This window comes from Knoellia tibetensis (genome assembly GCF_048606415.1).
In the GTDB taxonomy this organism is placed as follows: Bacteria; Actinomycetota; Actinomycetes; order Actinomycetales; family Dermatophilaceae; genus Knoellia; species Knoellia tibetensis.
In genome coordinates this window covers 520,861-533,732 of record NZ_JBMBWF010000001.1, presented here as the reverse complement: position 1 = coordinate 533,732, position 12,872 = coordinate 520,861, and the positions used below count along the sequence as shown (strand labels likewise).

Here is a 12,872-nt window from a genome sequence, read left to right as displayed (position 1 = left end):
GTTCGGCCGCTCCCCAACCTACAACGAGCGTGCTCACCTGTGACTGGGCGTATGCCGTCCGCCCACCCAGCGCGGTCCCGGGTGCAGGCGTGCGCGCACCACGGCGAGCACGTCGTCGCCGGTGATCGAGCCGACGTCGAAGGACGTCACGCCCTCGCGTGGGTTGTCCGAGTCGAGCCACCACCTCGCCGGGTCGTCCGGGTCGCGGCCCGTGACGCGCTTGACCGACAGCGGACGGGGCCGGCCCTGCGCGTCGTCGGGCAGGCGGACGACAGCCATGTCCCCTCGCCGGACGCGGGCGCCCCACAGCACCAGCAGGAGGTCGCCCTCGCGCAGGGTCGGCTCCATGGACCGGCCGCTCACCCGCACGAGGCGGGGACGGGGGAGCCGGGGCCTGGACACGCGCCGATTGTGGCACTGCACACGCGGCAAGGCGCTGTCACGGTGCCGCTGCCCGTGCGAGGATGAGCGGGCGCGGCACACCTCCCGCCCCTCGCCGTCCCGCACCTGGGACGTGGTTCGACCCGCCGGCCCCGCGCCGGTCGTGGCACCAGTTCTTTCCGTTGGGAGTCCCTCATGTCCGCGTCCCCGTTGTACCCGAGCTTCGACTTCGAGGGTCCGGTGTTCCGAGCCCACGAGGGCGGCAAGCTCGGCGTACACGCCACGCAGCCGCTGCGGGACCGGGACGACCTCTCCCTGCTCTACACCCCGGGCGTCGCCGACGTGTGCCGCGCCATCGCCGAGGACCCGTCGCTGTCGGCGCGCTACACCGCGCGACGCAACACGGTCGCCGTCGTCACCGACGGCACCGCGGTCCTGGGGCTCGGCGACATCGGGCCGCTGGCCGCGATGCCCGTCATGGAGGGCAAGGCGATCCTCTTCAAGCACTTCGGCGAGATCGACGCCGTGCCCGTGTGCATGGAGACGGGCAGCGTCGACGAGCTCGTCGAGGCCATCGCGCGGATCGCGCCGTCCTACGGCGGCATCAACCTCGAGGACATCTCCGCGCCGAGGTGCTTCGAGATCGAGGAGCGGCTCAAGGAGCGCCTCGACATCCCGGTCTTCCACGACGACCAGCACGGCACTGCGATCGTCGTCCTCGCCGGCCTTCTCAACGCGGCCAAGGTCGTCGAGCGGTCGCTGGCCGACCTGAGGGTCGTCGTGGCGGGTGCGGGCGCGGCCGGGGTGGCGGTGACCGGGCTCCTACAGAGGGCCGGGGTGCGCGACGTCGTCGTGTGCGACTCGCGCGGCATCATCGCGCCGTCGCGAGCGGACCTCACCGGGCACAAGCACCGGATCGCGGCCTCCACGAACCCGCGCGGGCTCTCGGGTCAGCTGTCGGATGCGCTCGTCGACGCCGACGTCTACATCGGCGTCTCGGGCGGGGCGGTGCCGGAGGCCGACGTGGCGCGGATGGCGCCGCGGTCGATCATCTTCGCGCTCGCGAACCCGGACCCGGAGGTCCACCCCGACGTCGCGCACCGTCACGCCGCCGTCGTCGCCACCGGGCGTTCCGACTTCCCGAACCAGATCAACAACGTCCTCGCGTTCCCGGGGATCTTCCGCGGCGCGCTCGACTCCGGCGCGAGCCAGATCAGCGAGGCGATGAAGATCGCCGCGGCCGAGGCGATCGCGGCGATGGTGCCCGAGCCGACGGCGGAGGAGATCGTGCCCAGCGTCTTCGCGCCTGGCGTGGCCGACACCGTGGCCGCGGCCGTGGCGAGGCTCGCCCGCGGCTGAGGCGGGCGGACCCGTGGCCCGGTGCTGCGGCTCAGGCGTCGACGGCGTGCGCGATGCTGCGGACGCCGTCGGCGTCGATGCCGCAGCAGCCGCCGACGAGCGCGGCGCCCCGCTCGCGCCAGCCCTGCACGGTCGTGGCCGGGAAGGTCGACGCGCCGTCGGCGGTCCACGTCTTCGTGCGCGCATCGTAGGTCGCTCCCGCGTTGGGGTAGACGACGAAGGGCACTGTCGCAGTCGCCGACTCGAGGAGGGCGTCGACGTGCTGGGGCGCCGTGCAGTTGACGCCCACGGCGACGGCGCCCGGGCCGATGACGTCCACCGCCTCTGCGAACGACGCGCCACCGGTGACCCGCGCGCCCTCGGTCGCGGAGAACGAGACCCAGTAGGGCAGCTCCGGCGCCAGCTCCTCGAGGAGCTCGACGACGACCTCCGCCTCCAGGACCTCGGGGAGAGTCTCGACGGCGACGACGTCAGGCCCGGCGGCGACGAGACGCTCGAGCCGGCGCGCGTGGAAGTCGCGCAGCCGCCCCCGGCTCACGTCGGGGTATCCGGTGTACTCCGAGCCGTCGGCGAGGTGGGCGCCCCACGGCCCGACCGACGCGGCAACGAGGGCGCGGTCGCCGGCGGCCTCTCGGGCCAGCCGCACCGACGCCTCGAGGTCGGCGTCGCACTGCTCGTCGGTGAGCCCGGCGGCGAGGTAGCCGGCGTGGCTCGCCTGGTAGGACGCGGTGATGACGACCTGCGCCCCGGCGTCGACGAACGAGCGGTGCGCGGCGACGAGCTCATCGGGAGCCTCGCGCAGCAGCCGGGCCGACCACAGCAAGCCGGCGAGGTCGTGGCCCCGGGCCTCGAGCGCGGTTGAGAGGCCACCGTCGAGGACGAGCGGACCAGCGGCGAGCTGCGCGGAAATGGTCATCGCCACATCGTCTCACCGGTCAGGCAGGCCTCTGGATAGGGTCGAGCCCATGCTCGCCGCCTACGCCGTGTCGCAGTCCGCCGACGACCCGCTGTCGGGTCTCGAGGTGGGGGAGCGCCCCGACCCCGAGCCCCGCGAGGGCTGGACCGTCGTCGACCTGCGGACGAGCGCGCTCAACCACCACGACGTGTGGTCGCTGCGTGGCGTGGGCCTGCCCGCCGACCGCCTGCCCATGGTGCTCGGCTGCGACGGCGCCGGCGTCGACGCGGACGGCAACGAGGTGCTCGTCCACGCCGTCGTCCCCTCCGACGGGTGGCGCGGCGACGAGACGCTCGACCCGCGCCGGACGCTGCTCTCCGAGCTGCACGACGGCACCCTCGCCACCAAGGTGGCGGTGCCGCGGGCCAACCTCGTCCCCAAGCCGGCCGAGCTGAGCTGGGAACAGGCGGCGTGCCTCCCGACCGCATGGCTCACGGCATACCGGATGCTCTTCACGAACGCGGGGGTGCAGCCCGGCGCGACGGTGCTCGTCCAGGGAGCGGCCGGCGGTGTCGCGACGGCGCTCGTCCAGCTCGGCGCGGCCGCGGGGCTGCGCATGTGGGTGACGAGCCGGGACGGGGCCAAGGGTGAGCAGGCGGTGGCTCTCGGTGCCGACCGGGCGTTCGGCTCGGGGGAGCGGCTGCCCGACCGCGTCGACGCGGTCATGGAGACCGTCGGTGCCGCGACGTGGTCGCACTCCGTCAACTCGCTGCGTCCCGGCGGGACGATCGTCATCTCGGGGGCGACCTCGGGTGACGCCCCGGCCAAGGCCGAGCTGACGAAGATCTTCTTCAAGCAGCTGCGGGTCGTCGGGTCGACGATGGGGACACGCGACGAGCTCGAGCGCCTCGCCGCGTTCGTCGTCGCGAGCGGTATCGAGCCGCTCGTCGACTCGGTCATGCCGCTCGCCGATGCGCGCGAGGGCTTCGCCCGGATGGTCGAGGGGCAGGTCACCGGCAAGGTCGTCTTCACGAGCTGACCAGGCGGTGGAGCTGGCTCAGATCTGGAGCCACTCGTTCCAGCCGTTGTGCAGGACGAGCCAGGCGATGAGCCCGTAGCCGGCCTGCCCCGGGTGGTGGCCGTCGCGGCTCGCGGCCAGCTCGGAACGCCACTGGTCGTGGCCGAGGAGCGGCCGGTAGCAGTCGACGAAGGGCACCGAGCGCCGGGAGCACACGTCGGCCTGCGCCTCGACGAGGATCGCGAGCTTCTCGTTGAACGCCGGGTCGCTGCTCGGTGGCGGGCTGACGACGAACGTCGAGACGCCGTTGCTCGCGGCCTCGTCGAGGATGTTGGCGAGGTTGAGGCGGTGGCGGGCGAGGGTCACGCCGGCGGCGATGTCGTTGGCGCCCACGGAGACGACGAGCCTGCGCTCACCGCGGTCCTTCCAGCGCGGCGGGCACTCGGTGTGCCAGCGGGTGAGGACGTCACCGCTGGTCTGCCCGCGGACACCGAGGTTGTATGCCGTGAGCTCGAGGTCGGGGTGCGACGTGCGTCCCACGACCCGCGTCACCCAGCCCTGACCCTTGGGGTCGCCGACGCCGGCGACCATCGAAGCGCCCATGAAGACGACGGCGACGTCGCGCGGGCCCTCGGTCGGCACGCTGAACGCGGCGCTCGGGCGGAACTCGAGGTCGGAGCCGTCACCCTCGTCGTGAGCCGTCTGGCCGGGCGCGGTGTGGTCGTTGCTCATCGGTCACTCGTCCTCGTCGTCGAGCCGGGCCAGCCACGTGGCGAGCCGCTCGACGGGGGTCTCGAAGTCGGGGTTGAGGTCGACGAAGGTGCGCAGCTGCTCGGCGAGCCACGCGAACGTGACCTCCTCGTCGCCCCGCCGCGTCTCGAGCTCCTCGATCCCTCGGTCGGTGAAGTACACGTCGAAACCCTAACGCGCCGTGCGGCGCTCACCTCGGACCTCACCACGAATGTCGGGAACCGGCTGAGGGGGAGGTGGTTGGCTGGCATACTCGGCCGAAATGTGCGCCGGCTCCGGCGCGGGAACTTGGGGAGAAGCGTGCAACGACGTCCGTGTCGCCGGATGTGGATGGGGCTGACGGTCCTCCTCGCCATCCTCGTCGCCGCGCCGCCCGCCTTCGCCGCCGGGTCACCCGTGGCGTCGGCCACCGCGGTCGTGCCCGGCCCGACCTACGACAACCACCTCATGGCGTGCTGCCGTGGAGGGCTGTCGTTGGACTGGACGCAACCGTTCTCGGACGGAGGCTTACCGATCACCGGCTACGAGATCACCCTCCGCACCCAGAACGTGGAGGAGCCGATGACGCGGACCGTCGGTCCGGACGTCAGGAGGACGGTCTTCACGGACCTCGGTGACGGCACCATCCACACCGCGACCATCGCTGCCCGCAACGCCGTCGGCCTCGGTGCGGTCGCCACGCTGATGCCAAGGCGGACCTGGACGACTCCGACCGCGCCGACCTCGGTCGCGGCCGTCGCCGGCCGCTCGGAGGTCAAGGTCACGTGGGCCTCGACGTCATGGCCCGTGACCAGCTACGTCGTGACCGCGCACCCGACCAACCAGGCGGTCACGGTCTCCGACCCCGTCAAGAGCGTCACCTTCAGCGCGCTCGGGACCGCCGACGTCGAGCACACCTTTACGGTGGTCGCCCGCAACGTCGTGGGCGACAGTGCCCCTTCGAAGCCCTCGGCGCCCGTGCGGTTGGTGCAGGTCCCGCAGAAGCCCGTCGTCACGGCGACGTTGGGGAGCCGCAACACCGCGGTGCTCACGTGGGCTGCGCCGCTGGGCTACGACGACATCACGGGCTACGAGGTCTGCCGGCGACGGGCTGACGGCTCGCTCATCGAGTGCGTCCTCGTCGGTGAGCGCGAGGCCCGGTTTCCCGACGTCCCGGCGGCCCGCACCGAGTCCTACACGGTCCGCGCCGTCGCGTGGCCGGGTGACGGGCCGGTGTCGGACCCGGTCCGCCTGACGACCCCGACGAACGACGGGACGACGCAGCACGTGATCGGCCCTCGGCGGGTCCTCGACACTCGCGTTGGTCTCGGCGCCGCCAGGGGACCCGTGGGAGCCAACGCCTCCGTGACCCTGACGCTGCCGGGCGTCCCCCTCACGGCGACGTCGGCGACCTTCAACCTCACCGCGGTCGGGCCCACCCGACCGACGTGGGTCACTGCGCATGCAGCCGGCGAACCCCGTCCCACGGCGGCACACCTCAACCTCGTGGCCGGTGAGACGCGAGCCGCCTTCGTCACCGTCCCGGTGACGAAGGGCCGGGTCACGCTGGTCAACGCCGCGGGTCAGGTCCACCTCCTCGCCGACCTCGCCGGGTACACCGACGGTCGGTCGGGTCTCGGCTTCGTCCCGCAGGACCTTCCCCTGAGGGCGCTCGACACCCGGACCGGCGTCGGTGCTCCTCGTGGCGCCGTGGGCCCCGGAGGCGAGGTCGTGCTGACGGTGCCGCGGGGCCACGGGGTGCCGGACGCGGTACTGCTCAACGTCACCGGCGTGGGGGCGACGACGTCGACCTACATCACGGCATACGCGAGCGGGTCTGCGCGGCCCGTGGCGTCGACGATCAACCTCGGCGCTGGCCGGACCATGGCCAACCTCGTGCTGGTCCCCGTTGGTGCCGACGGCCGCGTCCGTCTCCACAACAACGCCGGGTCGGTCAACCTGCTTGCCGACGTCGTCGGCGAGTACCACCGCGACAGGGGCATGTCGTTCTTCCCCGTGGGTCCGCTGCGGTGGCTTGACACCCGGACCGGGGTGGGGGAGCAGGGTGGCCCCGTGAGCGCCAGCCACTCGGCACGGATGCCCATCTTCGCGCAGCCGGAACGGATGGAGGCTGTCCTCTATCGGGCGAGCGTCGTGGCGCCGACCCGCGCAGGCTTCCTCTCGGCGAGCATGTACCCGCACTGGAGCATGACCACCTCGATCCTCAACTTCACCGCGGGCGAGGTCGCCGGCAACATGTCGGTCACGGGCACCGGCCCCAGCCTCGACTCTGTCTACTTCGGAGTTCCTGAGGGTCTGCAGACCCACGTCGTGACTGACGTGGCGGGGTTCTTCGTCCGCTAGGCGAGAGCTGCCGACCGCTCGTTGGTCGCATGGGCCGGCGATGCGGGCGTGGCACACGAGAAGGCCCCCCGACCGGCATACCGGTTCGGGGGGCCTTCTCGCGTCGGGTCAGCGGGTGAAGGCTGCCGCGACGAGCTCGGCCTGCTCGGCCTGGTGCTTCTTGGTCGACCCCGTCGCCGGTGACGCCGACGCCTTGCGGGAGAGCACCCGCAGCGGACGCTGGACGCCGAGGTCGGCGAGCGCGGTCGGCAGGTTGAGGGCGAGGAAGGGCCAGGCGCCCTGGTTCTGCGGCTCGTCCTGGACGACGACGAGCTCGGCCTCCGGGTACTTCTCGAGCTCGGTGGCGAGCTCCTGCGTCGGCAGCGGGTAGTACTGCTCCAGCCGCAGGATGGCCGTGCGGGTGTCGCCCCGCTTGGTGCGCTCGGCCTCGAGCTCGTGCACCGCCTTGCCCGCGGCGAGGAGCACGCGGTCGACGTTGCCGCTCGTCGCACCCTCGCGGTCGGGCAGGACCGGGCGGAAGGTGCCGTTCGTGAAGTCGTCCGGCATGCTTGACGCCGCCTTGAGACGCAGCATCGACTTCGGCGTGAAGACGATGAGCGGACGGCGCGGGCGGGCGTAGGCCTGACGGCGCAGCAGGTGGAAGTACGACGCCGGCGTCGACGGGTAGGCCACCGTCATGTTGTCCTCCGCGCACATCTGGAGGAACCGCTCGATGCGGGCCGAGGAGTGGTCCGGGCCCTGGCCCTCGTAGCCGTGGGGGAGGAGCAGGACGACCGAGGAGCGCTGGCCCCACTTCTGCTCCGAGCTGCTGATGAACTCGTCGATGATCGTCTGCGCGCCGTTGAAGAAGTCGCCGAACTGCGCCTCCCACAGGACGAGCGCGTCGGGGCGCTCGACGGAGTAGCCGTACTCGAAGCCCATCGCGGCGAACTCGGACAGCAGCGAGTCGTAGACCCAGAAACGGCCCTGGCCCTCGCCGAGGTAGAGCAGTGGCGTCCACTCGAGCGCGGTGTTCTTGTCGATGAGGACCGCGTGGCGCTGCACGAAGGTGCCGCGACGGCTGTCCTGGCCGGCGAGGCGGACCGGAGTGCCCTCCTTGAGCAGCGAGCCGAAGGCGAGGAGCTCCCCGGTGGCCCAGTCGATGCCGCCCTGGCTGATGCTCGCGACCCGCTTCTCGAGCATCTGCTGGAGCTTCGGGTGCACGGTGAAGCCCTGCGGCGGGTTGGCGAAGACCTCACCGATCGCCTTGAGCTCCTCGGGCGAGATCGCCGTCTCGGTGGCGGACCGGGTCGTCGCGTCCGCGGTCTGCGCGGTCGGCGGCTCGAGGCCGGTGTGGCCCTCGACGTCGGTGCCGGTGTAGCTGTCGTCGGCGGCCCGGGCGGCCTCGGCGTCGTTGGCCTTGAGCGCCTCCTTGGTCTCGACGAAGACGCGCTCGAGCTGTTGCTGGTAGTCGCGCAGCGCGGCCTCGGCGTCCTCGACCGTGATGTCGCCACGGCCGATGAGGGACTCGGTGTAGAGCTTGCGGACGCTGCGCTTGGCCTCGATGAGGTTGTACATGAGCGGCTGCGTCATCGACGGGTCGTCGCCCTCGTTGTGGCCGCGGCGCCGGTAGCAGACCATGTCGATGACGACGTCCTTGGCGAACTCCTTGCGGAACTCGTAGGCGAGCTCGGCGACCCGGACGCACGCCTCGGGGTCGTCACCGTTGACGTGGAAGATCGGCGCCTGGATCATCCGGGCGACGTCGGTGGAGTAGGTCGAGGAGCGCGACGAGCTCGGCGACGTCGTGAAGCCGACCTGGTTGTTGATGACGACGTGCACGGTGCCGCCGGTGCGGTAGCCGCGCAGCTGCGAGAGGTTGAGCGTCTCGGCGACGACTCCCTGGCCGGCGAACGCCGCGTCACCGTGGAGCAGCACGGGCAGGACGGTGAAGTCCTCGCCGGCGAGGTCGAGGCGGTCCTGCTTGGCGCGGACGATGCCCTCGAGCACGGGGTTGACGGCTTCGAGGTGCGAGGGGTTGGCGGCGAGGTAGACCTTCGTCGTCGCGCCTCCCTCGGCGGTGAACGTGCCCTCGGTGCCGAGGTGGTACTTCACGTCGCCGGAGCCCTGGACCGACTTCGGGTCCTGCTTGCCCTCGAACTCGCGGAAGATCTGGCCGTAGGACTTGCCCGCGATGTTGGCGAGGACGTTGAGGCGGCCACGGTGCGGCATACCGATGCAGACCTCGTCGAGGTCGTCCTCCGCGGCGCGCGACAGGACGCGGTCGAGGAGCGCGATGACCGACTCGCCACCCTCGAGCGAGAAGCGCTTCTGCCCGACGAACTTCGTCTGGAGGAAGGTCTCGAAGGCCTCGGCGGCGTTGAGCTTGCGCAGGATCCGCAGCTGCTCCTCACGGGTCGTCTTGGCGTAGCCGACCTCGATCTTGGACTGGATCCACTGGCGCTGCTCGGGGTCCTGGATGTGCATGTACTCGACGCCGATGCTGCGGCAGTAGCTGTCGCGCAGGATGCCGAGGATCTTGCGGAGCTTGAGGAACGGCTCGCCGCCGAACCCTCCGGTCGCGAAGTAGCGGTCGAGGTCCCACAGCGTGAGGCCGTGGCTCGTGACGTCGAGGTCCTGGTGGCGACGCTGCTTGTACTCGAGGGGGTCGGTGTCGGCCATGAGGTGGCCGCGCACACGGTAGGCGTGGATGAGCTCCTGGACCCGCGACACCTTGTTGATGTCGTCGTCGTGCGAGGCCGAGATGTCCTGGACCCAGCGCACCGGCTCGTAGGGGATGCGCAGGCTCTCGAAGATCTCGTCGTAGAAGCCGTTCTCGCCGAGGAGCAGCTGGTGGACGACGCGGAGGAACTCACCGGACTGGGCGCCCTGGATGATGCGGTGGTCGTAGGTGCTCGTCAGCGTGAGGATCTTGGAGACGGCGTTGCGGTTGAGCGTCTCGTCGCTCGCGCCCTGCCACTCGGCGGGGTAGTCCATCGCGCCGACGCCGATGATCGCGCCCTGGCCCGCCATGAGGCGAGGGACCGAGTGAACGGTGCCGATGCCGCCGGGGTTGGTGAGCGAGATCGAGGTGCCCTGGAAGTCCTCGACGGTGAGCTTGTTGCCCCGCGCCTTCTTGACCATCTCCTCGTATGCCGTCCAGAAGTGCGCGAAGTCCATCGTCTCCGCCGCCTTGATGGACGGGACGAGGAGCTGGCGCGTGCCGTCGGGCTTCTCGAGGTCGATCGCGAGGCCGAAGTTCACGTGGGCCGGCGTGATGAGGACCGGCTTGCCCTTGTCGTCGGTGCCGAAGCCGGCGTTCATGGCCGGCATCGCGCCGAGCGCCTTGACGACGGCGAACCCGATGATGTGGGTGAAGCTCACCTTGCCGCCGCGCGAGCGGGCGAGGTGGTTGTTGATGACGATGCGGTTGTCGACGAGCAGCTTGGCGGGGACCGCACGCACCGAGGTGGCGGTCGGCACCGCGAGCGAGGCCTCCATGTTGGTGACCACGCGGGCACTCGCACCGCGGATGGGGGAGGTCTCCGGGGAGTTGACCGCACCGTCGCTCTTCTTCGTGGAGGCATCGCGCGGCGTGGGGGTTTCGGCCGGCGTCTCCGCCTTCGGCGCGGCAGCCTTGGCCGGCGCAGCCTTGGCGGGGGCGGCCCTGTCCTCGGCCTTGGGCGCCTCCGCCTTCGGGGCCTCCTGCTTCGGAGCCTGCGCCGGAGCGGCCTGCGCCTGCGGCGCCTCCTGCGTGGTGGCCTCCTGCTTCGGCGCTTGTGCGGCCTCCGTCTTCGGTGCGTCACCGGCCTTGGCGCCCGCGCCGCCGTTGCCCGCGTTGGGGTCGTAGTCCGCGAAGAACTCCCACCACGCCTTGTCGACCGAGTTCTTGTCCTTCTTGTACTGCTCGAAGAGCTCGTCCACCAGCCATTCGTTGGGTCCGAAGGCGGTCAGGGGGTCGCTCGAAGCGGGCTGGTCAGGCACGGCGTATACGCCTCTTTCTGCGGTGTCGACATCGACGTTCACGTGTCCACCCAGCCTATCTCTCCGCCGCTGTCGCGCGAGCGAGGGTCCACCACGGCCACGGAGCCGTCGTCGGATGCGCCACGGGGACGAAAAGGAGCCGGTATGCCGGGTGGCTCGCACCCGGCATACCGGCCCTTCTGCTTCCGTACCCCACCGCGGGGGGATCCGGCCCCTGACTCCGGCTCACGCTCCCGCGGTGGGGAGGTCCTAGGAGATGTCCTGACGGACGGTCCGCCACGTGCCGAAGGCGCTGAGCGCGGTGGCGTAGGCCGTGAGGACGAGGGCCGCGGCCCACCAGGCGAGCGGCTGGGCGGCGTCGGGGCCGTTCTGCGTCACGCCGTCGACCATGGCGTTCGTCGCCTGGCTCGGGAAGTAGGGGACGACCCCCTTGAGCGCGTCGACGAAGGAGAGGCCGAGGCCGAGCAGGGGCTCGACGATCCACGCGACGCCGACACCGACGAGGAGTGCCGCGACCTGGTTGGGGATGAGGATCCCGACGCCGAGCCCGATGAGCGCCCAGAGACCGAGCGCGAGCAGGCTGAGCGCGAGCGTGCGCACGATCGACCCGGAGGGGAAGGGGTCGATGTCGCGCAGCGACAGGACGATGGCGCCGACCGACACCGAGCCGAGCAGGCTGATGACACCGTAGGCGGCGCCGATGCCGAGCAGGGCGACGATCTTGGCGCCCATCGCCCGGACCCGCTTCGGCGTGGAGAGCAGCGTGGAGCTGATCGTCTTGTGCCTGTACTCGGCGCCGATCTGCAGGATGCCGACGGTGAGGAGCAGCAGGTAGCCGACGCTGAGACCCGCGGTGTAGACGGAGTTGACGATCTGGGTGTCGCTGCCCTGGACGCCGGTGGCTCCGGACGCCATCGCCTCCTCCGAGGTGAAGGCCCAGCCGAAGAAGCCGGCGAAGAGCGCACCGGCGACGAAGATGCCGATGGCCATGCCCCACCAGAGGCGGGTCGTGAAGAACTTGAGGAACTCGGACTTGATGGCGGCGCCCATCACTCGTTCGCCCCTTCCCGGCCGGAGACGGCATCGGCCTCGACCGGCATCGCGCCGTCGCCGAGGTTGCGGTTGGTGCCCTCGGTGAGCTCGAAGTAGAGCGCCTCGAGGTCTGCCTTGCGGGCGCGCAGCTCCCAGATGGGGAGGCCTGCACGCAGTGCGACGTCGCCGACGAGCCGCATGTCGGTCGTCTCGGCGACGAGCTCGCCGTCGCTGCCCGAGGTGCTCGTGACGTCGGCGACGCGCAGCGCACCGGCGAGCTGCTCGGCGTCCGAGGTGCGCACGATCGTCGACGGGGCGCCGCGCAGCTGCGACATCGGGCCGGAGCGGACGAGCCGCCCGTTGGCGATGATGACGACGTCGTCGACGGTCTGCTCGACCTCCTGGAGGAGGTGGCTCGAGACGAGGATCGTCTTGCCCTGACTGCTGAGGTGGCGCAGGAAGCCGCGCAGCCAGCGGATGCCCTCGGGGTCGAGGCCGTTGGAGGGCTCGTCGAGGATGAGGACGCGCGGGTCGCCGAGGAGGGCCGCGGCGAGCCCGAGGCGCTGGCGCATGCCCATGGAGTACTCGCCGGCGCGCTTGCGTGCGGCTGCGGGGATGCCGGTGAGCTCGAGGAGCTCGTCGACCCTGCTCATCGGCAGCCCGCCGGCCGCGGCGAGGACCCGGAGGTGGTCGCGGCCGCTGCGGCCGGGATGGAAGTTCGTCGCCTCGAGGGCGGAGCCGACCATCGACTGCGGATGCTCGAGGTCGCGGTAGTCGCGCCCGTCGATCGTCGCCGTCCCAGAGCTGGCGTGCACGAGGCCGAGCAGCATGCGCAGGGTCGTCGTCTTGCCGGCGCCGTTGGGGCCGAGGAAGCCGGTGATCCGGCCGGGCTCGACGGTGAAGGAGAGTCGGTCGACGGCGGTGAAGGAGCCGAAGGTCTTGGTGAGGTCGCGCACCTCGATGGATGCGCCCGTCGCGGTCGCGGCCGTGCTCATCGAGATCCACCCCCCGTGGTCAGGTGTGAGGCCATGCCCCGGAGTCTTCCAGCCTCCCCGGACGTGAGGGTCAACCGCTTGGTGGAGTCGGCGTCCGTCCGGAGGATGATTCGGGCGGCATCGACCCGATGCCACG

Annotated in this window: 10 protein-coding genes; 3 read left to right on the top strand and 7 right to left on the bottom strand. The window is 71.3% G+C overall.

Annotated elements, in window-relative coordinates:
• Positions 1-33: 33 nt before the first annotated feature.
• Entirely contained in the window at positions 34-402 is a 369-nt protein-coding gene (locus ACOJV7_RS02470; RefSeq protein WP_420188579.1) for a S24/S26 family peptidase, read from the bottom strand.
• A gap of 174 nt (positions 403-576) precedes the next feature.
• Here ACOJV7_RS02470 and ACOJV7_RS02465 point away from each other — a divergent pair, with 174 nt between their 5' ends.
• A complete protein-coding gene (locus ACOJV7_RS02465; protein ID WP_420188578.1) occupies positions 577-1,740 on the top strand; it encodes an NAD(P)-dependent malic enzyme in 1,164 nt (387 codons plus the stop codon).
• A gap of 31 nt (positions 1,741-1,771) precedes the next feature.
• Here ACOJV7_RS02465 and mmuM read toward each other — a convergent pair whose 3' ends face one another.
• The gene (mmuM, locus tag ACOJV7_RS02460; RefSeq protein ID WP_420188577.1) at positions 1,772-2,656 is read right to left on the bottom strand and encodes a homocysteine S-methyltransferase; all 885 of its coding nucleotides are present in this window, start codon (positions 2,654-2,656) and stop codon (positions 1,772-1,774) included.
• Between the two features lie 49 nt (positions 2,657-2,705).
• Between mmuM and ACOJV7_RS02455 the strand changes: the two genes are divergently transcribed.
• Entirely contained in the window at positions 2,706-3,674 is a 969-nt protein-coding gene (locus tag ACOJV7_RS02455) for a zinc-binding dehydrogenase (protein WP_420188576.1), read from the top strand.
• 18 nt (positions 3,675-3,692) lie between these two features.
• Here ACOJV7_RS02455 and ACOJV7_RS02450 read toward each other — a convergent pair whose 3' ends face one another.
• A complete protein-coding gene (locus ACOJV7_RS02450; protein WP_420188574.1) occupies positions 3,693-4,385 on the bottom strand; it encodes a GDSL-type esterase/lipase family protein in 693 nt (230 codons plus the stop codon).
• A gap of 3 nt (positions 4,386-4,388) precedes the next feature.
• Positions 4,389-4,565, bottom strand: a complete 177-nt coding sequence (locus ACOJV7_RS02445) for a DUF6104 family protein (protein ID WP_188450360.1) — start codon at positions 4,563-4,565, stop codon at positions 4,389-4,391.
• Between the two features lie 168 nt (positions 4,566-4,733).
• On the opposite strand from ACOJV7_RS02445, the gene ACOJV7_RS02440 reads away from it, so the two are divergent.
• Positions 4,734-6,746 carry a fibronectin type III domain-containing protein gene (locus tag ACOJV7_RS02440; RefSeq protein WP_420188573.1) on the top strand — a complete coding sequence of 671 codons (2,013 nt, stop codon included), beginning with the start codon at positions 4,734-4,736 and terminating at the stop codon, positions 6,744-6,746.
• A 108-nt stretch (positions 6,747-6,854) separates the two neighbouring features.
• On the opposite strand, the gene ACOJV7_RS02435 is transcribed toward ACOJV7_RS02440, so the two are convergent.
• The 3 genes from ACOJV7_RS02435 to ACOJV7_RS02425 all read right to left on the bottom strand — a co-directional run bounded on the left by ACOJV7_RS02435 (position 6,855) and on the right by ACOJV7_RS02425 (position 12,736).
• A complete protein-coding gene (locus ACOJV7_RS02435; RefSeq protein WP_420188572.1) occupies positions 6,855-10,709 on the bottom strand; it encodes a multifunctional oxoglutarate decarboxylase/oxoglutarate dehydrogenase thiamine pyrophosphate-binding subunit/dihydrolipoyllysine-residue succinyltransferase subunit in 3,855 nt (1,284 codons plus the stop codon).
• Between the two features lie 249 nt (positions 10,710-10,958).
• Entirely contained in the window at positions 10,959-11,759 is an 801-nt protein-coding gene (locus tag ACOJV7_RS02430; RefSeq protein ID WP_420188571.1) for an ABC transporter permease, read from the bottom strand.
• The gene (locus tag ACOJV7_RS02425; RefSeq protein WP_420188570.1) at positions 11,759-12,736 is read right to left on the bottom strand and encodes an ABC transporter ATP-binding protein; all 978 of its coding nucleotides are present in this window, start codon (positions 12,734-12,736) and stop codon (positions 11,759-11,761) included. Before ACOJV7_RS02425 ends, ACOJV7_RS02430 begins: the two co-directional genes overlap by 1 nt.
• Between the last annotated feature and the right edge of the window lie 136 nt (positions 12,737-12,872).